Annotated in this window: 21 protein-coding genes and 2 tRNA genes; 21 read left to right on the forward strand and 2 right to left on the reverse strand. The window is 45.4% G+C overall.

Annotated elements, in window-relative coordinates; genetic code table 11:
* Window positions 1–53: 53 nt before the first annotated feature.
* From dnaK to greA, 8 genes are all read left to right on the forward strand, one after another.
* The gene (gene dnaK / locus A28LD_RS00440) at window positions 54–1,970 is read left to right on the forward strand and encodes a molecular chaperone DnaK (protein WP_007419083.1); all 1,917 of its coding nucleotides are present in this window, start codon (window positions 54–56) and stop codon (window positions 1,968–1,970) included.
* A 90-nt stretch (window positions 1,971–2,060) separates the two neighbouring features.
* Window positions 2,061–3,215, forward strand: coding sequence for a molecular chaperone DnaJ (dnaJ, locus tag A28LD_RS00445; RefSeq protein ID WP_007419084.1), 1,155 nt, complete (start codon window positions 2,061–2,063; stop codon window positions 3,213–3,215).
* A 232-nt stretch (window positions 3,216–3,447) separates the two neighbouring features.
* Window positions 3,448–4,275 carry a M48 family metallopeptidase gene (locus A28LD_RS00450; RefSeq protein ID WP_139043470.1) on the forward strand — a complete coding sequence of 276 codons (828 nt, stop codon included), beginning with the start codon at window positions 3,448–3,450 and terminating at the stop codon, window positions 4,273–4,275.
* Between the two features lie 122 nt (window positions 4,276–4,397).
* Window positions 4,398–5,669 carry a dicarboxylate/amino acid:cation symporter gene (locus A28LD_RS00455; RefSeq protein WP_007419086.1) on the forward strand — a complete coding sequence of 424 codons (1,272 nt, stop codon included), beginning with the start codon at window positions 4,398–4,400 and terminating at the stop codon, window positions 5,667–5,669.
* Window positions 5,670–5,693: 24 nt separating this feature from the next.
* Entirely contained in the window at window positions 5,694–6,503 is an 810-nt protein-coding gene (dapB, locus tag A28LD_RS00460; RefSeq protein ID WP_007419087.1) for a 4-hydroxy-tetrahydrodipicolinate reductase, read from the forward strand.
* A 193-nt stretch (window positions 6,504–6,696) separates the two neighbouring features.
* Window positions 6,697–7,878: a glutamine-hydrolyzing carbamoyl-phosphate synthase small subunit gene (gene carA / locus A28LD_RS00465; protein WP_007419088.1), complete on the forward strand. Its 1,182-nt coding sequence runs from the start codon at window positions 6,697–6,699 to the stop codon at window positions 7,876–7,878.
* 19 nt (window positions 7,879–7,897) lie between these two features.
* Window positions 7,898–11,125 (forward strand): carbamoyl-phosphate synthase large subunit, encoded by a 3,228-nt coding sequence (carB, locus tag A28LD_RS00470; RefSeq protein WP_007419089.1) that lies wholly within the window; start codon window positions 7,898–7,900, stop codon window positions 11,123–11,125.
* Complete coding sequence (greA, locus tag A28LD_RS00475) at window positions 11,122–11,598, forward strand: transcription elongation factor GreA (protein ID WP_007419090.1); 477 nt, start codon at window positions 11,122–11,124, stop codon at window positions 11,596–11,598. Before carB ends, greA begins: the two co-directional genes overlap by 4 nt.
* A gap of 168 nt (window positions 11,599–11,766) precedes the next feature.
* Here greA and A28LD_RS00480 read toward each other — a convergent pair whose 3' ends face one another.
* Complete coding sequence (locus A28LD_RS00480) at window positions 11,767–12,042, reverse strand: helix-turn-helix domain-containing protein (RefSeq protein WP_272941155.1); 276 nt, start codon at window positions 12,040–12,042, stop codon at window positions 11,767–11,769.
* Window positions 12,043–12,138: 96 nt separating this feature from the next.
* Between A28LD_RS00480 and A28LD_RS00485 the strand changes: the two genes are divergently transcribed.
* On the forward strand, window positions 12,139–12,636 hold the full coding sequence (locus A28LD_RS00485) for a helix-turn-helix domain-containing protein (RefSeq protein WP_007419092.1): 498 nt from the start codon (window positions 12,139–12,141) through the stop codon (window positions 12,634–12,636).
* 44 nt (window positions 12,637–12,680) lie between these two features.
* Here the strand turns inward: A28LD_RS00485 and yhbY are convergent, their stop codons facing one another.
* Window positions 12,681–12,974, reverse strand: coding sequence for a ribosome assembly RNA-binding protein YhbY (gene yhbY / locus A28LD_RS00490; RefSeq protein WP_007419093.1), 294 nt, complete (start codon window positions 12,972–12,974; stop codon window positions 12,681–12,683).
* A 162-nt stretch (window positions 12,975–13,136) separates the two neighbouring features.
* On the opposite strand from yhbY, the gene rlmE reads away from it, so the two are divergent.
* From rlmE to rbfA, 12 genes are all read left to right on the forward strand, one after another.
* Window positions 13,137–13,766, forward strand: coding sequence for a 23S rRNA (uridine(2552)-2'-O)-methyltransferase RlmE (rlmE, locus tag A28LD_RS00495; RefSeq protein ID WP_007419094.1), 630 nt, complete (start codon window positions 13,137–13,139; stop codon window positions 13,764–13,766).
* A 68-nt stretch (window positions 13,767–13,834) separates the two neighbouring features.
* On the forward strand, window positions 13,835–15,808 hold the full coding sequence (ftsH, locus tag A28LD_RS00500) for an ATP-dependent zinc metalloprotease FtsH (protein ID WP_007419095.1): 1,974 nt from the start codon (window positions 13,835–13,837) through the stop codon (window positions 15,806–15,808).
* Window positions 15,809–15,895: 87 nt separating this feature from the next.
* Window positions 15,896–16,708: a dihydropteroate synthase gene (folP, locus tag A28LD_RS00505; protein WP_007419096.1), complete on the forward strand. Its 813-nt coding sequence runs from the start codon at window positions 15,896–15,898 to the stop codon at window positions 16,706–16,708.
* A 5-nt stretch (window positions 16,709–16,713) separates the two neighbouring features.
* The gene (gene glmM / locus A28LD_RS00510; protein ID WP_007419097.1) at window positions 16,714–18,045 is read left to right on the forward strand and encodes a phosphoglucosamine mutase; all 1,332 of its coding nucleotides are present in this window, start codon (window positions 16,714–16,716) and stop codon (window positions 18,043–18,045) included.
* A gap of 112 nt (window positions 18,046–18,157) precedes the next feature.
* Entirely contained in the window at window positions 18,158–18,952 is a 795-nt protein-coding gene (tpiA, locus tag A28LD_RS00515; RefSeq protein WP_050795112.1) for a triose-phosphate isomerase, read from the forward strand.
* A 4-nt stretch (window positions 18,953–18,956) separates the two neighbouring features.
* Complete coding sequence (gene secG, locus A28LD_RS00520; RefSeq protein ID WP_007419099.1) at window positions 18,957–19,274, forward strand: preprotein translocase subunit SecG; 318 nt, start codon at window positions 18,957–18,959, stop codon at window positions 19,272–19,274.
* Window positions 19,275–19,310: 36 nt separating this feature from the next.
* A tRNA-Leu gene (locus A28LD_RS00525) sits at window positions 19,311–19,397 on the forward strand.
* A 112-nt stretch (window positions 19,398–19,509) separates the two neighbouring features.
* Window positions 19,510–19,586 (forward strand) — tRNA-Met (locus A28LD_RS00530).
* 223 nt (window positions 19,587–19,809) lie between these two features.
* Window positions 19,810–20,265, forward strand: a complete 456-nt coding sequence (gene rimP / locus A28LD_RS00535; protein WP_007419100.1) for a ribosome maturation factor RimP — start codon at window positions 19,810–19,812, stop codon at window positions 20,263–20,265.
* A 25-nt stretch (window positions 20,266–20,290) separates the two neighbouring features.
* Window positions 20,291–21,790 carry a transcription termination factor NusA gene (nusA, locus tag A28LD_RS00540; protein ID WP_007419101.1) on the forward strand — a complete coding sequence of 500 codons (1,500 nt, stop codon included), beginning with the start codon at window positions 20,291–20,293 and terminating at the stop codon, window positions 21,788–21,790.
* 25 nt (window positions 21,791–21,815) lie between these two features.
* Window positions 21,816–24,512 (forward strand): translation initiation factor IF-2, encoded by a 2,697-nt coding sequence (infB, locus tag A28LD_RS00545; protein WP_007419102.1) that lies wholly within the window; start codon window positions 21,816–21,818, stop codon window positions 24,510–24,512.
* Between the two features lie 50 nt (window positions 24,513–24,562).
* Window positions 24,563–24,943, forward strand: a complete 381-nt coding sequence (gene rbfA, locus A28LD_RS00550; RefSeq protein WP_007419103.1) for a 30S ribosome-binding factor RbfA — start codon at window positions 24,563–24,565, stop codon at window positions 24,941–24,943.
* Window positions 24,944–24,959 lie beyond the last annotated feature (16 nt).

The following is a 24,959-nucleotide window of genomic DNA, read 5'->3' on the forward strand; positions in this document are numbered from 1 at the left end:
GCGTCCCCACTTATAAGACATCCTGGTAACAAATTGAACGTTTGGAGAAAGACATGGGTAAAATCATTGGTATCGATTTAGGCACAACAAACTCTTGTGTAGCCATCATGGATGGCGATAAAGCCCGCGTAATTGAAAACGCAGAGGGCGATCGCACAACCCCGTCTGTGGTAGCTTTCGCTGATGATGGCGAAGTATTGGTTGGATCGCCGGCAAAACGCCAGGCGGTTACTAACCCGCAAAACACATTATTTGCTATTAAGCGCCTGATTGGCCGCCGCTTCGAAGATGAAGAAGTGCAGCGCGATATCGGCATCATGCCCTATGGTATTGTAAAAGCTGATAACGGCGATGCTTGGGTAGAAATCAAAGGCGATAAGAAAGCGCCACCGCAAATTTCTGCCGAAATTCTTAAGAAAATGAAGAAAACAGCCGAAGATTATCTCGGTGAGAAAGTTACGGAAGCGGTAATCACAGTTCCTGCTTACTTCAACGATGCTCAGCGCCAAGCTACTAAAGATGCTGGCCGTATTGCCGGATTGGAAGTAAAGCGCATTATCAATGAGCCAACAGCGGCAGCACTTGCTTACGGCATGGATAAGAAAAGCGGCGATCGCACCGTTGCGGTATACGATTTAGGTGGCGGTACCTTCGATATCTCAATTATTGAAATTGATGAAGTAGATGGCGAGCACACGTTCGAAGTATTAGCGACTAACGGTGATACGCACCTTGGTGGTGAAGATTTTGATAACCGAGTAATTAATTACTTGGTAGAGCAGTTCAAGAAAGACCAAGGAATTGATTTACGCAAAGATCCTTTGGCAATGCAGCGTTTAAAAGAAGCTGGTGAGAAAGCGAAAATTGAGCTTTCTTCAACACAACAAACCGAAGTTAATTTGCCATATATCACGGCTGATGGTTCTGGCCCGAAACATTTGGCGATTAAGTTAACGCGCTCAAAATTAGAATCACTTGTAGAAGATATGGTGAAGAAAACGCTTGAGCCAGTTAAGCAAGCGCTTGCCGATTCAGGCTTAAAAGTTGGCGATATCAACGATATTATTCTTGTTGGTGGGCAAACGCGGATGCCGAAAGTACAAGAATTAGTGGCTGATTTCTTCGGTAAAGAAGCTCGTAAAGATGTAAACCCTGATGAAGCAGTTGCTGTTGGTGCAGCGGTGCAAGCCGGTGTATTACAAGGCGACGTTAAAGATGTATTGTTACTCGACGTTTGCCCACTATCTCTTGGTATCGAAACCATGGGTGGTGTGATGACAGCGTTGATTGAGAAGAACACTACGATTCCAACGAAGAAATCGCAAACGTTCTCAACTGCTGAAGATAATCAAAACGCAGTAACGATTCATGTGTTACAAGGTGAACGTAAACGTTCTACTGATAACAAATCGTTAGGCCAATTTAATCTTGAAGGTATTCGGGCGGCAATGCGCGGTCAGCCGCAAATCGAAGTAACGTTTGATATTGATGCGGATGGTATTTTGCATGTATCGGCGAAAGATAAAGATACGGGCAAAGAACAGAAGATTACCATTAAAGCTTCTTCAGGCTTATCAGATGATGAAGTAGAGAAAATGGTTCGCGATGCAGAAGCAAACGCAGAAGAAGATAAAAAGTTTGAAGAAATGGTACAAGCACGGAACCAAGCTGATGGCTTAGTTCATGCAACCAAAAAACAAGTTGAAGAAGCAGGCGATGCGCTTCCTGCCGATGATAAAGCTGCGATTGAAACAGCTATCAGTGAGCTAGAAGATGCTATTACTGCAAGCGATAAAGAAGCTATGGAAGCAAAAACTCAGGCGCTTATGGAAGCTTCAGCGAAGTTGATGGAAATAGCTCAGCAGAAAGCTCAGCAGCAACCTGAAGGTGCAGCTGATGCAGCGAGCGATGCCGCAGATGATGTGGTTGATGCTGAGTTTGAAGAAGTAAACGACGACGAAAAAAAGTAAGTTGAAGCGTTGATTTACTATCTTGGCACGGGCGTTACCTTCGGGAACGCCCGTGTGTGTGTCTGACAGACTGACAGAGAACACAAAATTATGGCAAAAAGAGATTATTACGAAATTCTCGGCGTAGCTAAAGATGCGAGCGACCGCGATATTAAAAAGGCCTATAAAAAGCTTGCGATGAAGCTTCATCCAGATCGCACGAAAGGCGATAAAGATCTCGAGATAAAGTTTAAAGAGGTTAAAGAAGCCTACGAAGTGCTTATCGATGATGAGAAGCGCAGAGCTTACGATCAATTTGGCCATGATGCATTTGACCAAGCGCGTGGTGGAGCCGGTGGTGCTGGTGGCTTTGGTGGTGGTGCTGATTTTTCCGATATTTTTGGCGATGTATTTGGTGATATTTTCGGAGGCGGCCGCCGCGGTGGTGGCGGGCGACGCGCCCAGCGTGGTTCCGACCTTCGCTACGATTTAGAAATGACATTGGAAGATGCGGTACGTGGTAAAGAGGTAGAGCTAAAAATTCCACGCTTGAGCACTTGTGATGATTGTGATGGCTCGGGCTCAGCCGATAAAAGCCAGCCGAAAACCTGTGATGTTTGCCATGGTGCAGGGCAAGTGCAGATGCGCCAAGGTTTCTTCGCAGTACAACAAGCATGTCCGCAGTGTCATGGCCGCGGAACCATTGTTGAGAACCCTTGCAAAAGCTGCCACGGTCAGGGGCGTAAAGAGAAAACCCGAACTCTGAATGTGAAAATTCCTGCCGGCGTTGATACGGGTGATCGAGTGCGTTTAACGGGTGAAGGTGAAGCCGGGGAGCACGGAGCTCCGAGCGGTGATTTGTACGTTCAAGTGCGTGTGCGTGAACACGATATTTTCCGCCGTGAAGGCAACAACTTGTACTGTGAAGTGCCAGTAAGCTTCACTCAAGCGGGTTTGGGTGGCGAAGTAGAAGTGCCCACTCTCGATGGCCGTGTGAAACTGAAAATTCCAGCAGAAACACAAACAGGGCGCATGTTCAGAATGCGTGGAAAAGGCGTTAAATCTGTGCGTTCAGGTACTGTTGGTGATTTAGTGTGTAAAGCCGTTATTGAAACACCGGTGAACTTGTCGTCGAAACAAAAAGCGCTATTGAAAGAATTTGAAGAATCAATGGGCACAGGCGATGAAGCAGCAAAATATCGGCCTAAAGAACGAGGCTTCTTTGATGGTGTGAAGAAGTTTTTTGATGATTTAACCGGTAGTTGATATAGCCGTTTGTTTAGCGATACGCTGGGTAAGCGTGAGCGTTAGTAAATGTGAAAAAGGAGCGTGAGTTTATAGAACTACGCTCCTTTTTTCTTAGCTGCGGCATAAAGATATGCAAATATTTCGGTATAGCAGGCGATTTGATGGGTAAATATTCGGGAACTTGCTATATTGAAAGCTAAGAGCAGGTTTAATGTTACGGTTTAACATTAATGTCAAATATGAAGGAACGATGATGAAATCATTAGGTTCGCTATTTTTAATTACATTCAGTTTTATTGTGTTGGTAGCTTGTACTACTTCTCCAACTGGGCGTAGCCAATTAAACTTGTTTTCGGGTGGGGCCCTGAACTCATTGGGGCAACAATCATTTGCGGAAATGAAACAGCAAGAAAAAGTATCCACCGATCCTGAGCTAAATGCTTACGCACAGTGCGTTGCCGATGCGATCATTGAGGTATTGCCAGATAAATACAAAGGTGACCAATGGGAAGTGGTTGTGTTTGAATCAGAGGCTATCAATGCCTTTGCTCTTCCTGGTGGCTATATCGGGTTTTATACCGGAATTATGAAGCTGGCGGAAAATGAACATCAGTTAGCCGCAATTATGGGCCACGAAATTGGCCATGTTATGGCTGAGCATAGCAGTGAACGGATGTCGACTAATCTGCTTATCAGTGGTGCTTTGTTTGGGGCAGATATGGCCTTATCCGAGCGTCCTGCTGAACAACGGGGAATGATCATGGCCGGCTTAGGCATAGGCACCCAATTAGCGGTTGCGTTGCCATACAGCCGCACCCATGAATCGGAAGCCGATGAAATTGGCTTAGAACTTATGGCTCGCGCAGGTTTTCGACCAGAAGAAGCGCCCAAATTGTGGGAAAATATGGCGGCTCAAGGCGGTGCTTCAGCACCTGAGTTACTTTCTACTCACCCTTCGCCAACTAGCCGGATCCGTGATTTGAGTGCACAAGTACCGAGTGTTATGCCGTTATATCAAGCACGAGTCTCAGCAGGTAGATTACCTAAGTGCCCACGCCCTCGGAAATTGAGTAACTAGATCTCAAGCATTAAGTTCTAAGTAAGAACGAACCATTCTTGTTGAAAAACCGTTGATGTCGTTAGACTTTACGATATTAACGGTTTTTTTGTGCTCAAAATATGAGTAGTACAGGAGCAAACATGATTCAAGCATGGTTTAAAATTCCATTCTGGCAACGGGTGCTGGGCGGCTTTGTGCTAGGTGCCTTATTGGGCTTAGTTGCGGCAGATGCTGCAATATCTATGCAGCCGTTAGGCCAGCTGTTTATTCGAGCCATCCAAATGTTGGTAGCGCCACTCGTTCTATTCGCGATTGTGAGCAGCATTACCAGTATGCAAGGCCAACGTAATCTTGGCCGCTTAGCTGGAAAAACAGTGGGTTTGTTCTTGCTTACAGCGTTAATTGCTTCAGCTATCGGCTTGGGCGTTGGTACCTTTGTTGATTTAACGCCTAGTATTGAGCTTACGGCCAGCTCGGTAACGGAGCGCGATATTCCGCCAGTGAGCCAAGTATTCCTTTCAGTAATACCAACAAATCCGTTTGCCGCGTTAGCGGAAGGGAAAGTATTACAAATTATATTTTTTGCCGTGCTCTTGGGCTTAGCCATTAATGCGTTAAAAGAAAAAGCGAAGCCAGCACAGCGCTTTTTTCAAGGCGGTGCAGAAATTATGTATCAGATTACCCGCTATGTACTCGAGCTAACGCCGATTGGTGTATTTGGCCTAATGGCATGGGTGGTGGGTAGCTATGGGCTAGAAATGTTATTGCCGCTTGGGAAATTTATTGGTGCTATATACCTAGCTTGTGTGATTCATATCGTATTTGTTTATGGCAGCCTTGTGCGTTTTGGTGCGAAGGTGAAACCATGGCAGTTTTTTCGCGCTATTTTCCCTACTCAACTAATTGCCTATTCAACCTCAAGCAGTTTTGGCACTCTGCCTTCGACGTTAAAGACGACTACTGAACGGCTTGGTGTAAAAAAAGAATATGCGAGCTTTTCTTTGCCATTAGGTGCCACTATTAATATGGATGGTTGTGGTGGTATTTACCCAGCAATCGCGGCAATTTTTATTGCTCATTTATATGGTATTCCGTTAGGAGCAATGGAATATGGCATTATTATGGTTACAGCAACCATGGCTTCAATTGGAACAGCGGGTGTGCCCGGTTCGGCAATGGTAATGTTAACGGTAACATTATCGGCAGTAGGTTTGCCGCTTGAAGGTATCGCATTTATTGCCGCAATCGATCGAATCATTGATATGATGCGCACAGCAACAAATGTTACCGGCGATATGGCTGTTTCGTTAGTGGTTGCCAAATCCGAAAACATGGTTGATGAAGATGTTCTAGCGGCAAGTATGATAAATAAGCAGATGCCGGTTGCTAAAACAGCGATAACCTCAAGTTAGAATAGGCAATGGATAGGTAGAGCAATGGAACAAATAAATCTAGCGGTAGTAGGGGCAAGTGGAAGAATGGGCCGGCAAGTTATTGCTGCACTAAATCATTCTGCAGATTGTAAACTGGTAGCTGCACTTGGGCGAGCTAATTCGGAATCAGAGGGGATAGATTCCGGCGTTCTCGCTGGTTGTGGAGCAAATGGCGTTAAAGTAACGGCAGATTTTTCCATACTTGAAACTGCCGATGTGGTTATTGATTTTGCTTTACCCGATGCCTTGAATGAACGTTTACAAGCTTACCAAAATAACTCAGTTCCGGCGGTGATATGTGTTACCGGTTTAGATAATGATAGTGAGAGTGCTATGCACTCAACGGCAACAAAACTACCAATTCTTTACGCAGCAAATACGAGTGTTGGTATTAATCTATTATCAGCGCTCACTGAAAAAGCCAGCCGTGTATTTGGAAGTGCTGCAGATGTTGAGATATTAGAAGCGCATCACACAAACAAAAAAGATGCGCCTTCGGGAACTGCACTTCTTCTAGGTGAGGCGGCAGCGCGAGGGCGCGGTCAGAAATTAATTGATGTGGCCGCTTATGATCGTAACGGTAAAGATCAAATTCATCAGCCGGGTAGCATTGGATTTGCCAGTATTAGAGCTGGTGATATTGTTGGCGAGCACACTGTCTATTTAGTGGTTGCGGGCGAGCGTATTGAGTTAACTCATCGGGTTGCTAATCGAAGTACATTCGCAGATGGTGCGTTGCGAGCGGCTGTGTGGCTGACACAACAAAAAAGTGCTGGTTTTTATACGATGAACGATGTGCTTGGGCTAGACTGAAAACTGCTTTTTTAGTATCATAAGAACAATTTGCCGAACGCCGGCAAGCACAGGTGCAGCCATCCGCAGATTACAGTGAAAAAGCGTACAACAAGCTTAAGTTGTAAATGATGAGGGTCTGGCTGTGCATGATTCGGTGTAAAGCGGGGGAGTGATATTCAACTTGCCCGTTTTTTTATGTTCGGAGGTACCCTTGAGTATTTCGGCGAGTAAGACCAAACGCAGGGCAATCCTGGTTCTCGCTGACGGCACTGTTTTTAATGGCACAGCAATTGGTGCAGATGGACAGGCTGTTGGTGAAGTTGTTTTTAATACAGCGATGACAGGTTATCAGGAAATACTGACTGACCCCTCATACGCAGAACAGATAGTTACTCTCACCTATCCTCATATTGGCAATTACGGCACCACCCCCGAAGATTCAGAATCTTCTCGTATTTGGGCCAAAGGTTTAGTGATCCGCGATTTATCTCCCATAGCTAGTAATTTTCGTAGTACTCAATCCCTTAGCGATTACCTTAAAGCACAAAATATTCTTGGTATAGCGGATATTGATACTCGCCGATTAACCAATCGTTTGCGCGAAACAGGAGCTCAAAACGGTTGCATTATTACCTATGCAGCAGGCAGTGAAGCACCTATAGCAGAAGCACTAGCGGCTGCGAAAGGGTTTCCTGGATTGGCAGGTATGGATTTGGCGAAAGTAGCAACATGCGATACCGCATATCCGTGGACCGAAGGTACTTGGAAGCTAGGTGTAGGCCACAGTGAACAAGGTGAAACTCGTTTTCATGTGGTTGCCTACGATTTTGGCGCAAAATTAAATATTCTTCGTATGCTCGCCGATCGTGGCTGCAAAATTACGGTTGTTCCAGCGCAAACATCGGCTGCTGATGTGCTTGCGCTGAAGCCCGACGGTATCTTCTTATCCAACGGGCCAGGCGATCCGGCACCATGCGATTATGCAATTGCTGCGATTAAAGTATTTCTTGAGAAGAAACTACCTATTTTCGGTATCTGTTTGGGGCATCAACTCCTTGCTCTAGCCACAGGCGCGAAAACTGTAAAAATGAAACATGGTCACCACGGCGCTAATCATCCAGTGCAAGATTTAGCCACTGGAAGAGTAATGATTACTAGCCAGAACCATGGCTTTGCTGTTGATGAGGCAAGTTTGCCAGAGCACCTGAAAGCAACTCATAAATCGCTATTTGATGGCACTTTGCAGGGAATTCAGCATACGCAATTGCCTGCATTTAGTTTTCAAGGGCATCCGGAAGCAAGCCCGGGCCCGCATGATGCTGCTGAGTTGTTTGATTATTTTATTGAGCTTCTCGATGTTGCTAGTAGTTCGAGTTCTGCCGCCACCCGTTAATTGAGAAAGAGTTGTCACTATGCCAAAACGTACAGACATACAGAGTATATTGATTATCGGAGCTGGCCCAATAGTGATTGGGCAAGCCTGCGAGTTCGATTACTCGGGCGCGCAAGCGTGTAAGGCACTTAAGGAAGAAGGCTATCGGGTTATCTTAGTTAACTCGAATCCCGCAACGATAATGACCGACCCAGAAATGGCCGATGCAACCTATATCGAACCAATTCACTGGGAGGTGGTAGAAAAAATCATTGAGCGCGAGCGGCCAGATGCAATCTTACCAACCATGGGCGGACAAACGGCGCTAAACTGCGCATTGGAACTTGATGCGCGTGGTATTTTAGAAAAATACAATGTTGAAATGATTGGTGCTACCGCTGATGCAATTGATAAAGCGGAAGATCGCGATCGCTTCGATAAAGCAATGAAATCTATCGGCTTAGAAACGCCTCATGCAGAAATCGCCCATAGTATGGAAGAAGCTTTTGACGTGCTCGAGCGCATTGGCTTCCCATGCATTATTCGCCCTTCATTTACCATGGGCGGTAGTGGTGGTGGTATCGCCTATAACCGCGATGAATTTGAAGAAATTTGTAAACGTGGCCTGGCTTTATCGCGTAACAACGAGTTATTGATTGATGAATCATTAATTGGTTGGAAAGAATATGAAATGGAAGTGGTGCGCGATAAAAACGATAATTGCATTATCGTGTGCTCGATTGAAAACTTTGATCCTATGGGTATTCACACCGGAGATTCCATTACTGTAGCGCCGGCACAAACACTTTCCGATAAAGAATACCAAATCATGCGCGATGCCTCGATGGCAGTATTGCGGGAAATTGGCGTAGAAACGGGTGGCTCGAACGTACAATTTGGTATTTGTCCCGATACTGGCCGCATGGTTATTATCGAAATGAATCCTCGAGTAAGCCGCTCTTCTGCGCTGGCTTCGAAAGCTACCGGGTTTCCAATTGCCAAGGTTGCAGCAAAATTAGCGGTTGGTTATACCCTTGATGAGCTCTCTAACGAAATCACCGGCGGTGTTACTCCAGCTTCGTTTGAGCCTGCAATTGATTATGTGGTTACTAAAATACCGCGCTTTAACTTTGAAAAATTCCCTGGCGCCAACGATCGCTTAACTACGCAGATGAAATCAGTGGGCGAAGTGATGGCGATTGGCCGCAATCAGCAAGAATCACTACAAAAAGCGTTGCGTGGTTTAGAGCTCGGCATGAATGGGTTAGATCCAATGCTTGATTTAACCGATCGTGATGAAGCTCGAACGCGGATTATTCGTGAGTTGAAAGAAGCTGGCGCAGAGCGCATTTGGTATATCGGTGATGCATTCCGTTTAGGCATGAGTGTTGATGAAGTATTCGATTTAACTAAAATTGATCGCTGGTACTTGGTACAGCTCGAAGAAATCGTTTTACTTGAAGCTGAAGTTGCCCAATCGGGCTTGGCGGGCTTAGATGCTGAAAGCTTACGCTACCTGAAAAGAAAAGGCTTCTCTGATGCGCGGTTAGCCGATGTTCTGGATATTCATGAGAATGAAGTTCGCAAACGTCGTGAAGAGTTTTCGATTTTCCCAGTTTACAAACGGGTTGATACCTGTGCTGCCGAATTTGCTTCTGAAACCGCGTACATGTACTCCACGTACGATGAAGAGTGCGAAGCTCGGCCAACCGACCGCGATAAAATCATGGTAATAGGCGGTGGGCCTAACCGTATCGGCCAGGGTATCGAATTCGATTACTGTTGTGTGCACGCTTCGCTGGCGCTGCGTGAAGATGGTTACGAGACGATTATGGTTAATTGTAATCCAGAAACGGTTTCTACTGATTACGATACATCTGATCGTTTGTACTTCGAGCCAATTACCTTGGAAGATGTGCTTGAAATTGTTCGTATAGAAAAACCTAAAGGTGTAATTGTTCAATACGGTGGGCAAACACCACTGAAATTGGCGCGTGCGCTAGAGGCAAATGGCGTGCCTATTATTGGCACATCGCCGGATGCCATAGATCGTGCAGAAGATCGTGAACGTTTTCAAACGGCGGTAGAGCGTTTAGGCTTAAAACAGCCAGAAAATGCCACTATTACCAATATCGAGCAGGCCATGATTGAATCGGCTCGCATTGGCTTTCCGTTGGTTGTGCGCCCATCATACGTGTTGGGTGGCCGCGCTATGGAGATTGTTTACGATGAAGCCGATTTGCGCCGCTATTTAACGGAAGCTGTAAAAGTTTCAAATTCAGCGCCGGTGCTACTTGATCGCTTCCTTGATAATGCCATTGAAGTAGATATCGATGCTATTTGTGATGGTGAAAACGTGATGATTGGCGGTATCATGCAGCACATTGAGCAAGCAGGCGTTCACTCCGGTGATTCGGCATGTTCATTACCGCCGTATTCATTGAGCGATATGATACAAACGGAATTGCGTGAACAGGTAACGAAGCTGGCATTTGAGTTAAACGTACGTGGTTTGATGAACACGCAGTTTGCCATTCAAAATAATGAAATTTACCTCATAGAGGTGAATCCTCGAGCCGCGCGAACAGTACCTTTTGTTTCTAAAGCTACGGGTATTCAATTGGCGAAGGTAGCCGCTCGCGTTATGGCTGGGCAATCGCTGAAGCAGCAAAACTGTTTGCTGGAAGTAATTCCACCATACTACTCCGTGAAAGAAGTTGTGGTACCATTTGCTAAGTTTCAAGGTGTCGACCCTATTCGTGGCCCAGAAATGCGCTCCACGGGTGAGGTAATGGGTGTTGGCGAAAGCTTTGAAGAAGCCTACGCGAAAGCCAATCTTGGCGCTGGCCAGGCTTTACCGCTGAAGGGTAAGGCGCTTATTTCGGTTCGTGAAGGCGATAAAAAACGCGCGATAGATTTGGCGCGAGGCCTTACCGCACTCGGCTTCACCGTTGAAGCTACGCGAGGCACCGCGAAGATTTTGCAAGAGCAAGGAATTCACTGTAGCGTAGTTAATAAGCTGCAAGAGGGGCGTCCGAATATTGTGGATGCGGTGAAGAACGGTGAGTACAGTTATATTATTAACACGGTGGAAGGGCGGCAAGCGATAGAAGATTCGGTGTACATTCGTCGTGAAGCGTTATTGAATAATGTTAGTTATACCACCACATTAAACGCAGGATTTGCTGCTGTGAAAGCACACACAGTAAACGATCGAGCTCGGGTAAGCTCGATCCAGGAGCTGCACAAGAGGATTTTAAATCAATGAGTAATATTCCAATGACAGTAGCAGGGGCTGAATCTCTGCAAGCTGAATTAAAACGTTTAAAAAGCGAAGATAGGCCACGCATTATTCAAGCGATCGCCGATGCACGAGAGCATGGCGATTTGAAAGAAAATGCTGAATATCACGCGGCTCGCGAACAGCAAAGTTTTTGCGAAGGGCGCATTCAAGAAATTGAATCGAAGCTATCTAACTCGCAAGTTATCGATGTAACCAAGATTCCGAATAACGGTAAAGTTATCTTTGGCGCTACAGTAACCGTATTCAATACAAGCTCTGAAGATGAAGTAACCTATCGGATTGTTGGTGATGATGAAGCTGATATTAAGAAAAATCTTATCTCGGTTAATTCACCTTTATCTCGAGGCTTGATTGGCAAAGAAGTTGATGATTCAACAATTGTTAATACGCCGGGTGGTGAAGTTGAATATGAAATCGTGAAGGTTGAATACCTGTAAGCAACGAATTTTTCAAATATCGCATACCGCCATACTGATTTTGTACAAAAAGAAAAGCTCTACAAGGAAAACTTGTAGAGCTTTTTTATGTGTAAATATTAACCACCAACCCCAGTTTTAACGTAGTCGCCGATCTACACTTAGGTTTCCGGCGGTATGCGTTTATCGTTATTTTGCTTTCAATAACTTCGCTAATTGATCTTTTCTTTGTTCTCGCTCGGAATTATTTGTTGCTTTAGGGTGATGATATTCCACAACATCTGGGAATATCTCACGAATATCTCTGCCCAGAACTTTGGCTATTGCATTGGCGATAAGCCGAGATTTTGCTTGTCGCGCAGCAACCTTAGAAACGAGCGAGGGGCTTCGCTCCATCACTTCGGCTAGCATACTAAAATCGTATCCTTTCTCGGATAACGCTTTTTTTATTTGATTTCTATCCATTTTTATATTTACATACAGGTTCACATTTAACTCACACGTAACTCAAATGAATACGCTTATTCCTCATTTGAGTTCGGGTAAATAAAAGCACACCAAATGAGTAAAAGCAAGGATATTGGGCTCACCATTGAGCAGGTTTTAGAGTACGCCGCAGTTGCATCAGGGCTCAAGCGTGATGCAGAAATCGCTAATTGGTTGGGGCTGGGTAAATCAGCGCTCAACAATTGGCGAACGAGAGGCACTGTTCCGTATAAAACGCTGCTACCCATTTTATTGGAAAAAGAAATTTCGTTAGATTGGTTCTTTGCTCCGGGGAAGTGTTTGAAGGTGCCGGAGGCTTTATTGCAGCATCATTTACGAAAAGAGCTAGGCGAGGGTGTTGCTGCTTATCACGGTGAAAATGCACCCTTAACTCGAGTGTTAGAAACCTTGCAATATTTACAGGCGGTATTCTCTCGCCATGGCTTGCAGGCGACTGAAGAGAACATGCAATTATTTTTAAGTGTTTACGAATCGTTAAATGGCGAACCAGAATTGCGTTCAGTAACGTTAGAGCGTATGGCTGAAACCTTAAAAGCTAAACTTTCGGGATAAAAAAATCGAGCGCATAAACGCTCGATTTTTTCTTGATGCTGCGGTTATTTCGGAAGCTTCATTTTTGGTTCACGCGCAGGGCGGTATAAAACTAATGTTTTACCGATAACCTGAACTTGTACACCTGCAGTTTCACGAACAATGGCATCGTAAATAGCTTGGCGCATTTCACGATCTTCTTCTGGAACTTTAATTTTAATTAGTTCGTGGTGCTCGAGTGCAAGTTCGATTTCAGCAAGAACGCCTTCTGTTAAACCGTTCCCACCTAATAGAACTACAGGCTTCAGCGGATGTGCGAGGCCTTTCAGAAATTGCTTTTGTTTGTTGCTCAGTTGCATAATTTGCTGCCCTTGAATTCTTTCTTGGAATCGATGATAGAAATAAATGATAGCTGCAATCGTATTGCTTTGCGACAGAGAACGAGCAGACCACTTGATTTTCCTGTATTCTAACGCCATCTGAGTATACGAGCTAGTAAGAGTTAATAAAGTTGAGGTTTCATGACCAAGAAAAAACGCTCGGCCAGCAGTAGCCGTTGGTTGAAAGAGCACTTTGATGATCAATATGTACAGAAAGCGCAAAAGCAGGGTTTGCGCTCAAGAGCTGTATTTAAATTAGAAGAGATTCAGAAACGCGATAAGATCCTTCGCCCCGGCCAAACCGTAGTAGATTTAGGCGCGGCACCTGGAGGGTGGTCACAATACGTTGCGGCTATGCAAGATGGTAGCGGCGAGGTTATCGCTTGCGATATTCTTGAGATGGACCCAATAGCGGGTGTTGAGTTCTTGCAAGGTGATTTTCGTGAAGAGGCGGTGCTTAATGCACTGTTAAACCGAATAGGCGGTGCTACCGTTGATGTACTTCTTTCCGATATGGCGCCAAACTTCAGCGGTACAGATGCGGTGGACCAACCTCGCTCTATGTATTTAGTTGAGCTAGCATTAGAAATGTGTAAGCAAGTGTTAAAACCTGGTGGTGCTTTTGTGGTCAAAGTATTCCAAGGTGAAGGTTCAGATGTGTTCTTGAAAGAGGTGCGGCAAGCATTTACTTCGGTAAAAGTGAGAAAGCCGGATTCATCACGAGCACGTTCAAGGGAAGTGTATCTGGTAGCTAGTGGATACAAAATATAGTAACCTAACGCTTAGTATTCTGAATGAACCACTTGGTTTGTTCTGTAACATGTTGAGAGGTAATAACGTTGAGCGACATGGCAAAAAATCTCATTCTTTGGTTAGTCATCGCAGTAGTACTGATGAGTGTATTCCAAGGAATTAATCCGGGCAGCAGCGAAAGCCAAGCTTATGCCTATTCTGAATTCGTACGTGACGTGAATCGTGGCGATGTTCGCGAAGTTACAATTAGCGAATCGAAGCGCTCAATCGAGGGTGTTCGCCGTGGCGGTGAAGAGTTCCGCACGGTAATGCCAGCGCAAGACCAAGATTTATTGAACGAGCTTTTGAGCCAAGGCAACGTAACGGTTAAGTATCAAGAGCCAGAATCTCGTAGCCTACTCGGTACTATATTCATTTCTTGGTTCCCAATGTTACTGCTCATCGCGGTATGGATATTCTTTATGCGCCAAATGCAAGGCGGCGGCGGTAAAGGCGCCATGTCGTTTGGTAAAAGCAAAGCGCGTTTGATGGGCGAAGATCAAGTTAAAACAACTTTAGCCGATGTTGCTGGTTGTGAAGAAGCGAAAGAAGAAGTTGCTGAGTTAGTTGATTTCTTGCGGGATCCAGCAAAATTCCAGCGCTTGGGTGGCCACATTCCGAAAGGCGTACTAATGGTAGGCCCTCCAGGTACGGGTAAAACCTTGCTTGCGAAGGCAGTGGCTGGTGAAGCAAAAGTGCCGTTTTACACTATCTCAGGCTCTGATTTCGTAGAGATGTTTGTGGGTGTTGGTGCATCTCGAGTTCGCGATATGTTTGAACAAGCGAAGAAAGCAGCACCTTGCATCATATTTATTGATGAAATCGATGCTGTAGGCCGTCAGCGTGGTGCAGGTTTAGGTGGTGGGCACGATGAACGAGAGCAAACCTTGAACCAAATGCTTGTTGAAATGGATGGTTTTGAAGGCAATGAAGGTATTATCGTTATTGCTGCAACTAACCGCCCAGACGTTTTGGACCCGGCTTTACTACGCCCAGGTCGTTTCGACCGTCAGGTTACCGTAGGTTTACCTGATGTTCGTGGTCGTGCGCAGATTCTGAAAGTACACATGCGCAAAGTGCCGATTGCAGATGATGTAGAGCCAAGCGTTATCGCGCGCGGTACTCCAGGTTTCTCGGGTGCTGATTTGGCTAACTTAGTTAACGAAGCTGCGTTGTTTGCAGCACGTGAAAACCGCCGTGTGGTTTCCATGGCTGAGTTTGAGAAAGCTAAAGATAAAATATTGATGGGTGCTGAGCGCAAATCGATGGTTATGACAGAATCTGAGAAAGAGATGACGGCATACCACGAAGCAGGCCACGCAATCGTTGGCCGTTTGGTGCCAGACCATGATCCGGTGTACAAGGTTTCCATTATTCCTCGTGGCCGCGCTCTAGGTGTAACCATGTATCTGCCAGAGCAAGATCGAGTAAGCCACAGCAAGCAGCATTTAGAAAGTATGCTATCGAGCTTGTACGGTGGCCGAATTGCCGAACAATTGATTTACGGTGATGAAAAGGTAACTACGGGTGCTTCGAATGATATCGAACGTGCTACCGCAATTGCCCGGAAAATGGTAACCCAGTGGGGCTTATCAACCAAAATGGGCCCTCTGCTTTATGCCGAAGATGAAGGCCAAACATTCTTGGGTAGAGGAGTTGCTCAGAATAAGCAGGTTTCCGACGATACCATGCGGGCGATAGATACAGAGATTCGCACCGTTATTGATCGTAACTACGATCGTTCATTCAAAATTCTTGAAGAAAATATTGATATCTTGCACTCAATGAAAGATGCATTAATGAAGTATGAAACACTTGATGCGTTACAAATTGATGATTTGATGGAACGTCGCGAAGTTCGCGAGCCAGCAAATTGGCACGATAACGATAACAGTGATACCGCTAGCGGCTCTGGTTCTAAAGTAGACGAAGAAGCGAAAGGAAGCGATTCAACTGATGATGATCTCTTCCCTGAAGATTCTTCTGATACAGATGCTCCGGATGGCTCTCCAGCGAAATAAAATGTTAAAATGCCCCGTTCATCGGGGCATTTTTTTATCCATAATATAATTTGCACATTTTCCCTAATTCCGTACCGAGGAATAGTTATGGCAAACCAACGCCAGCCCATTCAAGTGATGGGAATTCTTAATGTAACGCCAGATTCATTTTCTGATGGTGGTAAATACAACTCAATAAATAGCGCTTTGCAAAGAGCTGCCGAAATGGTGGCTGCCGGTGCTGATTGGCTTGATGTTGGTGGCGAATCAACTCGCCCAGGGGCGTTAGATGTAGCCGAAAGCGAGGAGTTAGAGCGAGTTATTCCGGTAATAGAAGCCTTGGCGCGTGAATTTCCAACACAAATATCGGTAGATACCAGCAAGGCGGTAGTAATGCGTGAAGCAGTGAATGCGGGCGCGCACATGATCAACGATGTACGCGCCTTGCGCGAGCCTGGCGCACTTATTGCAGCGGCACAGAGCAATGCGAAAGTGTGTTTGATGCACATGATAGGCCAACCGCGCACCATGCAAGTAGAACCCGAATATGAGAATTTAATAGCGGACATAAAAACGTTCTTACATGAGAGAATTCATGCGTGCGAAGAAGCAGGGATTGCTAAAAACCGCATCCTTTTAGATCCCGGATTTGGTTTTGGTAAAACCGTGAGGCATAATTACGAACTGCTTCATCGTCTGCAGTGTTTTCAAGATTTCGAGCTACCCTTATTAGTGGGCCTTTCACGGAAATCTATGTTGGGCAAAGTAACTGGCCGCGAGGTTAATGAACGCCTTGCTGCGAGCATTTCGGGCGCTACTATTGCAATGATGAAAGGTGCAGCTATTCTACGCGTGCACGATGTAGCAGAAACCAAGGACGCGGTGAAAATTGTTACCGCTACATTAACAGGAGAGTATTGAGCTTTATGGGAAAGTATTTTGGTACTGATGGTATTCGAGGTCGCGTAGGCGATCGCCCAATTACTCCAGATTTTGTTTTAAAACTTGGCTGGGCGGCGGGAAAAGCGCTTGCCGCAGAAGGAAATACTCGAGTTTTGATTGGTAAAGATACACGGGTTTCTGGTTATATGCTGGAATCAGCTCTAGAAGCCGGCTTTTCAGCCGCCGGTGTTGATGTAGTGTTTTTAGGCCCCATGCCAACACCCGCAGTGGCGTACTTAACCCGAACATTTCGTGCCGCGGCTGGTATCGTGATTAGTGCTTCACATAATCCGTATTACGATAATGGTATTAAGTTTTTTTCTGATAGTGGGCATAAATTATCGGAAAGTTTAGAGAGCCAGATTGAGGCTTTCCTCGATCAGGAACTTGATTGTGTTAGCTCTGAGCAACTTGGGCGAGCATCGCGCATTGGCGATGCGGCCGGCAGGTACATTGAGTTTTGTAAAAGCGCGTTTCCAAGTGAATTATCACTCAGCAAATTGAAAGTTGTAGTGGATTGTGCCCATGGCGCAACCTATCATATCGCGCCAAATGTGCTGCGCGAACTTGGTGCTAATGTTATTGAGATTGGTTGTGAGCCAAACGGATTAAACATTAATGCAGGTTGTGGTGCCACTGATTTGAAGGCTCTGCAGGAAAAAGTTCGAGTGGAGAAAGCTGCTATAGGTATTGCGCTGGATGGTGATGGCGATCGATTAATGATTGTTGATGCCGATGGTGTGGTTATTGATGGCGATGAAATCGTGTACGCCTTGGTTCGCCAATCCATTAAAGACGGCACCTTGGAGGGTGGCGTGGTTGGAACCGTAATGAGTAATATGGGTATGGAGCTTGCCTTGGCAAAGCTTAATGTGCCTTTTATTCGAGCTAAAGTAGGCGATCGCTATGTCATGGAAGCTTTGCGGGAACAAAGGTGGTCAATTGGCGGCGAAAGCTCAGGCCATATTATCAATCTTAAGTACCATAGCACCGGTGACGGAATCATCGCCGCCATTCAATTCCTTTCTGCAATGGTTCGTGAAGGTTGTAGCGCCCGTGATATGCTTTCTGGTATGCGTAAATTCCCACAATCGTTAATAAATGTGAGGTTTACCCCAGGCACTGATCCTTTAGCTTCTGATAATGTAAAATCAGCAGTAGCTGAAGTTGAGCGAGCGCTTGCAGGCGAAGGTCGTGTACTGTTGCGTAAATCTGGCACCGAACCCCTTATCCGAGTTATGGTTGAAGGCAGAGATGCTGGAACTGTGAAAGCATACGCACAACAAATCGCGAGCGAAGTTTCTGCCATCGATTAAAATGCTCATTATTTTCTAGCTGTATTTAGTTTTATTTCGCGCCGTTAATATTGTTGCTTATGCAATGAGCAATCGGCAATTTTTTCCATGTCGGCGCTTGTATCAGACCACGATGTCAGGTACTATCTGCGCCGCTTACAGAAGTGGACAGGGGTGTCAAGTGAGACAAGCACTGGTCATTGCAAACTGGAAGTTGAACGGCGATATTGCCTTGTTAAAAACAATGGCTGAGCACTTTCACCATGTCGATATTCAAGAACAGGTGGAAGTTGTTATATGCCCGCCAGCAGTTTATTTGAAAACCGCAGCAGTGTTGTTTGAACCTACGGGTGTCAAACTCGGCGGCCAAAACTGCAGCGAGCACAACAGTGGTGCCTTCACAGGTGAGATTAGCGCTGAAATGCTTAGCGATATCGGTTGTAACTATGTGATAGTAGGCCACTCTGAGCGCAGAGCTATTTTTGCCGAGAGCAATGAAATGATTGCAGGCAAAATTAAGCAAGCTCAGCAAAGTAATTTGCTTCCGGTATTGTGTGTTGGCGAAACGCTAGCAGAACGCGAAGCAAATGAGGTAGAATCCGTGATTCGCGAGCAACTCGAAACAGCATTATCTGATGCTGATTTTGATAAACTAGTGATAGCCTATGAACCCGTTTGGGCGATAGGCACAGGGAAAACAGCCACACCTGAGCAAGCGCAAGAAGTACATAGAATGATTCGTGATTGGGTAGCAAGCAAAGCACCTGAAAGCGCTCAAAGAATTCAGATTTTGTATGGTGGCAGTGTAAAAGCGGATAACGCTGACACATTGTTTCATCAAGCGGATATTGATGGTGGCCTGATTGGCGGTGCTAGCCTTAATACCGAACAGTTTGATGCCATTTGCAAGGCAGCAAAGGATATTTAAATTTATGTATGAAGTATTACTAGTTCTATTCCTCTTAACAGCTATTGCGTTGATTGCATTAATTATGGTGCAGCAGGGTAAAGGTGCTGATATGGGCGCGTCATTTGGTGCTGGTGCATCAAATACAGTATTCGGTGCTGGTGGTTCAGGTAATTTCCTTACCCGAATGACAGCTATCGTTGCAGTAGCATTCTTTCTATTAAGTTTGTTACTGGGGGGCATTGTTGCAGGTGAACGTGCTCCAGCTGAAGATTGGATTGATTTATCAGAGCCATCTTCAGAGCAGCAAACCCCAGGTAGCGATTTACCTCCGGGTAACTAAGCACCTGCGGTTATATAACTGCAAAGTATTTTTGACGCCGAAGTGGTGGAATTGGTAGACACGCCATCTTGAGGGGGTGGTGCTCTAATGAGCGTACGAGTTCAAATCTCGTCTTCGGCACCAAAAAATTGTTATCCTGTTGTTAATTAGTAAGTTTTCTTTTCTGTTAATATGCTTGTTCAGGGTATTAGTAGTTGAATGTTTACAGCAACAGCGTATAATGAACTATATCGGACGCGGGGTGGAGCAGTCTGGTAGCTCGTCGGGCTCATAACCCGAAGGTCGTAGGTTCAAATCCTGCCCCCGCAACCAGTTCGAGTTTAACGGTACTACTTCGGTAGTCATGAGTTTAGTCACATGTATGTAGTATTCTTCGGATAAGATGCAACATAACCCGGTAAGCTCAGGTCGAAAGGCTCGCTATGAATTAGCCCCGACAATGTCCGGGGCTTTTTGCTATCTAGCCTAACTGACATTAGTTTTTTGACACCTGAGAACTGGGCATTATGCCCTTTTTTTGTTTCTGGAGGTTGAGTTGGCAACTTTGGTTGAACGACTGACAAATATGTTAGACCCAGCAGTAGCTGCAGCGGGCTTTGAACTTGTAGGCGTGGAATTTTTGCGTGCAAAACAATCAACGCTTCGTGTTTATATAGATCATGAAAACGGAATCACCGTTGATGATTGTGCCGACGTAAGCCATCAGGTGAGCGCGGTTTTGGATGTTGAAGATCCAATTAATACCGAATACTTTTTAGAGGTTTCCTCTCCTGGTATGGAGCGGCCATTATTTAAAGCTGCTCATTACGAAAGTTTTATCGGCGAAGAAGCATCGGTCCAATTGGCTGTTGCTCTAGAAAGTCGTCGGAAATTCACTGCTGTGATTTCAGCGGTGGATAATGAGGTGGTAACATTTACCATCGGTGGAGATTCATTCAAAGTACCAGTGAGCACAATTAAAAAAGCACACTTGGTACCAAAGTTTGATTAATTTAGCGGGTTGACGAGGCAAGAGCATGAATAAAGAAATTTTGCTGGTTGCAGAAGCTGTTTCGAATGAGAAAGCAGTTCCACGCGAAAAGATTTTTGAAGCGCTAGAGATCGCAATTGCTACGGCAACGCGGAAAAAATCTAGTGGCGATATCGATGTGCGTGTAGCCATAGATCGAAATACTGGTGGGTTTGAAACGTTTCGCCGGTGGCAAGTTGTTGCTGATCCAGATGGGGCACTTGAAAATCCTTACGCTGAGATTTCGCTATCAGCAGCACAAGTTGACGAACCGAATATTCAGATTGGTGAATACGTAGAAGACCAAATCGAATCAATTGAATTTGACCGCATCACAACGCAAACCGCCAAGCAAGTTATCGTACAAAAAGTACGTGAAGCTGAGCGCGCACAAGTTGTTGAGCAATATGAAGATCAAGTTGGAACGTTAATTAACGGTATTGTTAAAAAAGCAACACGCGATAACGTATTACTAGATTTGGGTAATAACGCAGAAGCGGTGATAGTGCGCGAAGATATGCTACCACGCGAAAGTGTGCGCCCAGGCGATCGTGTTCGTGGTTTGCTGTTTGCAGTTCGTCCAGAAGCACGCGGCGCGCAGCTTTTTGTTAGCCGTAGCCACCCAGATTTCTTAATTGAATTGTTCCGCATTGAAGTGCCAGAAATTGGCGAAGAAATGATTGAAGTAAAAGGTGCAGCTCGAGATCCAGGGTCACGCGCTAAAATTGCTGTGAAAAGTAATGATCGCCGAATCGATCCGGTAGGCGCCTGTGTTGGTATGCGTGGTGCACGTGTACAAGCAGTATCCAGTGAACTTGGTGGCGAGCGTGTTGATATCGTATTGTGGGATGATAATCCTGCGCAATTCGTAATCAATGCAATGGCACCTGCTGAAGTAGTGTCGATCGTTATGGATGAAGAAACGCACACTATGGAAGTAGCTGTTGAAGAAGGCAATTTAGCGCAAGCAATTGGGCGAAATGGTCAAAACGTTCGTTTAGCTAGCCAACTAACAGGCTGGGAATTGAATGTAATGACAGTAGCCGATTTCAACGCCCGTAATGAAGCTGAATCTGAGCGTTTAACATCGTTATTTGTTGAAGGTTTAGAAATCGACGAAGAATTCGCTGGGGTATTGATTGATGAAGGTTTCTCAACCCTAGAAGAAATCGCTTACGTTCCGGTTGCTGAGCTACTCTCGGTAGAAGGGATGGATGAAGACATCGTTGAAGAACTACGAAATCGAGCTCGTGATTTCTTAACCACGAAAGCTTTAAAAACGGAAGAATCGTTAGAAGGCGCTGAACCAGATTCAACATTGTTGGATTTGGAAGGTATGGATAGCCACTTAGCCTACGAACTTGCGGCGATGGGTGTAAAAACTCTAGAAGATTTAGCTGAACAGGGCATTGATGACCTTGAAGGCATTCAATCACTGACTCCAGAAATGGCCGGCGAACTTATTATGAAAGCTCGTAATATTTGCTGGTTCAGTGACGAAGTATAAACAGTTTAAGTGAGGTATGAATTAGATGGCAGAAGTCAAAATCGAAAAACTTGCCAGTGATATCGGAACCTCCGTTGATCGCTTGCTCAAACAGCTAAGCGAAGCTGGTATTGAAAAGAAAGATGCTAGCGAAACAGTTTCTGAAGATGAGAAAGCGCGTTTACTTGCTCATTTGAACAAGGCTCATGGTGGTGATGGAAACTCAGCACCAAGCCGAATGACACTGAAGCGGAAAACCCGTAGTACATTGAGTATTAACGCCGGACCTGGCAAAGCGAAAGCAGTGCAGGTTGAAGTGCGCAAGAAGCGCACCTACGTGAAGCGTTCTCCAGAAGAAGAGCAGCGTTTAGAAGATGAGCGTTTAGCGCAAGAAGCTGAACAAGCGCGTTTAGAATCTGAAGCAGCGGCTAAAGCTGAAGTAGAAGCGAAGGCAAAAGCTGATGCGGAAGCGAAAGCTCGTGCGCAAGCTAAAGCAGAAGCTGAAGCGAAAAAGAAAGAAGCAGATGAAAAACGCAAAGCAGATGTTGCTAAAACTAAAGCACAGCCCCAGGTAGCCAAATCACCTGAAGAAAAAGCTAAGGCTGAAGCTGCAAAAGTTGAAGCTGAACGTTTGCGTAAAGCGCAAGAGACCGAAACTGCGAAAAAAGTTGAAGAGGCAGCGAAACTGCAAGCCGAAGAAGCTCGCCGTTTGGCTGAAGAGAATCAATCGCGATGGGAAGAAGAAGAAGCCCGCCGCAAAAAAGCTGAAGCAGAGGATGTGCACTTCACAACATCTACTACAGCTAAATTTGCCGAAGAACAGCAGGATACGGAAGAAGAACGCCGTGGCCGCCGCACTGCGAAGAAAACTAAGCGTCGTGGTAAGGATGATGATAAAGATGAATCATCGCGCCGTGAACGCCGCCGTAAGGGCAGCAAGAAAGGCCCAGCAAGCATGCAGCATGGCTTTAACAAGCCTGCATCACCAGTTGAACGCATAGTGCGTATCCCTGAAACGATTACTGTTGCTGAATTATCTAGCCGTATGGCAGTAAAAGCCTCTGAAGTTATCAAAACCATGATGAAAATGGGTGAAATGGTAACGATTAACCAAGTGCTCGATCAGGAAACTGCATCGCTAGTGGTTGAAGAAATGGGCCATAAGTTCACCACGGTTTCAGATAACGAACTTGAGCAATCAGTGTTAGGCGATCGTAGCGATGATGGTGAATTACAGCCACGTGCGCCAGTAGTTACTGTTATGGGTCACGTTGACCATGGTAAAACATCGTTACTTGATTACATTCGTAAAGCGAAGGTAGCAGATGGCGAGGCTGGTGGTATTACTCAGCACATTGGTGCTTACCACGTAGATACTGGTCATGGCATGATTACCTTCCTAGATACGCCAGGTCACGCTGCGTTTACCTCTATGCGTGCTCGTGGTGCCAGTGCAACGGATGTTGTAATCCTTGTGGTTGCAGCCGACGATGGCGTAATGCCTCAAACCGTTGAAGCGGTTCAGCATGCGAAAGCAGCTAAAGTACCGTTGATTGTTGCGGTGAACAAAATTGATAAGCCAGAAGCCGATCCAGATCGGGTTAAATCTGAACTTTCTCAACATGATGTTCTTTCCGAAGAATGGGGTGGTGAAACTCAGTTTGTACATGTATCTGCGAAAAGCGGTGAGAACATTGATGCGCTATTAGAAGCCATTCTATTGCAATCAGAGCTTCTTGATTTAAAAGCTCATGTTGATGGTATGGCTGCCGGTATCGTAATTGAATCACGCCTTGATAAAGGCCGTGGCCCAGTTGCTACTATTTTAGTGCAAAGCGGTACATTGAACCGTGGCGATATCGTGTTGTGTGGTTTGGAATACGGACGTATTCGAGCTATGCGCAACGAGCTTGGCCAAGAAGTTGAGCAAGCAGGCCCTTCAATTCCAGTAGAAATCCTTGGTTTATCAGGGGTTCCACAGGCTGGTGATGAAGTTGCCGTAGTTAAAGATGAGCGTAAAGCCCGCGAAGTATCAAACTATCGCCAAGGTAAATACCGTGATGTGAAGCTTGCACGCCAGCAGAAAGCGAAGCTTGAAAACATGTTTAATAGCATGGAAGAAGGCGATGTTTCTGATATGAACTTGGTTATCAAAGCCGATGTTCAAGGTTCATTAGAAGCAATCAGCGAATCGTTGAACAAGCTTTCTACTGACGAAGTAAAAGTGAACATTATTGGTAGTGGCGTAGGTGGTATTACGGAAACGGATATCAGCTTGGCCGGCGCATCGAATGCAATCGTAATCGGCTTCAACGTTCGTGCAGATGCTACCGCACGTAGAATCTCGGAAAACGAAAACATTGAATTACGCTACTACAGCGTTATTTATGATGTAATTGATGAAGTGCGCCAAGCAATGACCGGTATGTTAGCTCCTGAATTCAAGCAGCAAATTATTGGTTTAGCCGAAGTTCGTGATGTATTTAAATCACCGAAAATTGGCGCTATTGCCGGTTGTATGGTTACTGAGGGTATTGTAAAACGTTCAGCGCCTATTCGTGTATTACGCGATAATGTTGTAATTTACGAAGGTGAGCTAGAATCGTTGCGTCGTTTTAAAGACGACGTACAAGAAGTTCGAAACGGTATGGAGTGTGGTATCGGTGTGAAAAACTACAACGATGTTCGCGCAGGTGACCAAATCGAAGTATTCGAAACGATTCAAGTTGAGCGTACTCTCTAAGCAAAGTATGAATCTCCCCAGCACAAGCTGGGGAGCTTTCAGGAGTTTCAATGAAGAAAGAATATAATCGTACAGATCGATTCTCGCAGCAAATGCAGCGTGAAATCGCAATGATTTTGCAACGAGAAATTAAAGATCCACGGGTGGTTATGCCAACCGTGAACGATGTTGAAGTTTCACGAGATCTCGCTTATGCGAAGGTTTTCGTTACCTTCCTGCAAGATGAAGAAGAGCAAATCAAAGTGGCTCTGCAAGTATTGAATGATGCTTCTGGCTACATCCGCTCATTATTGGGTAAGCGGATTAAATCGCGGATTACACCCAACCTACGCTTTGTTCATGATTTTAGCTTATCGGAAGGTATTCGCATGGCGAAACTAGTTCGTGAAGCACGTGAGCAAGATGAAAAGAAAAATAATCAAAACGATTAATCCATTTAGGTGATGA

It is taken from the genome of Idiomarina sp. A28L (genome assembly GCF_000218785.1).
GTDB lineage: Bacteria > Pseudomonadota > Gammaproteobacteria > Enterobacterales > Alteromonadaceae > Aliidiomarina.

Coding starts and splice junctions, on each gene's coding strand:
- dnaJ (WP_007419084.1), top strand. CDS start 2,061: ATGGCAAAAAGAGATTATTACGAAATTCTCGGCGTAGCTAAAGATGCG.
- rlmE (WP_007419094.1), top strand. CDS start 13,137: ATGACCAAGAAAAAACGCTCGGCCAGCAGTAGCCGTTGGTTGAAAGAG.
- dapB (WP_007419087.1), top strand. CDS start 5,694: ATGGAACAAATAAATCTAGCGGTAGTAGGGGCAAGTGGAAGAATGGGC.
- tpiA (WP_050795112.1), top strand. CDS start 18,158: ATGTCAGGTACTATCTGCGCCGCTTACAGAAGTGGACAGGGGTGTCAA.
- greA (WP_007419090.1), top strand. CDS start 11,122: ATGAGTAATATTCCAATGACAGTAGCAGGGGCTGAATCTCTGCAAGCT.
- folP (WP_007419096.1), top strand. CDS start 15,896: ATGGCAAACCAACGCCAGCCCATTCAAGTGATGGGAATTCTTAATGTA.
- yhbY (WP_007419093.1), bottom strand. CDS start 12,974: ATGCAACTGAGCAACAAACAAAAGCAATTTCTGAAAGGCCTCGCACAT.
- secG (WP_007419099.1), top strand. CDS start 18,957: ATGTATGAAGTATTACTAGTTCTATTCCTCTTAACAGCTATTGCGTTG.
- A28LD_RS00485 (WP_007419092.1), top strand. CDS start 12,139: ATGAGTAAAAGCAAGGATATTGGGCTCACCATTGAGCAGGTTTTAGAG.
- A28LD_RS00480 (WP_272941155.1), bottom strand. CDS start 12,042: ATGGATAGAAATCAAATAAAAAAAGCGTTATCCGAGAAAGGATACGAT.
- infB (WP_007419102.1), top strand. CDS start 21,816: ATGGCAGAAGTCAAAATCGAAAAACTTGCCAGTGATATCGGAACCTCC.
- A28LD_RS00450 (WP_139043470.1), top strand. CDS start 3,448: ATGATGAAATCATTAGGTTCGCTATTTTTAATTACATTCAGTTTTATT.
- glmM (WP_007419097.1), top strand. CDS start 16,714: ATGGGAAAGTATTTTGGTACTGATGGTATTCGAGGTCGCGTAGGCGAT.
- rbfA (WP_007419103.1), top strand. CDS start 24,563: ATGAAGAAAGAATATAATCGTACAGATCGATTCTCGCAGCAAATGCAG.
- A28LD_RS00455 (WP_007419086.1), top strand. CDS start 4,398: ATGATTCAAGCATGGTTTAAAATTCCATTCTGGCAACGGGTGCTGGGC.
- nusA (WP_007419101.1), top strand. CDS start 20,291: ATGAATAAAGAAATTTTGCTGGTTGCAGAAGCTGTTTCGAATGAGAAA.
- dnaK (WP_007419083.1), top strand. CDS start 54: ATGGGTAAAATCATTGGTATCGATTTAGGCACAACAAACTCTTGTGTA.
- carB (WP_007419089.1), top strand. CDS start 7,898: ATGCCAAAACGTACAGACATACAGAGTATATTGATTATCGGAGCTGGC.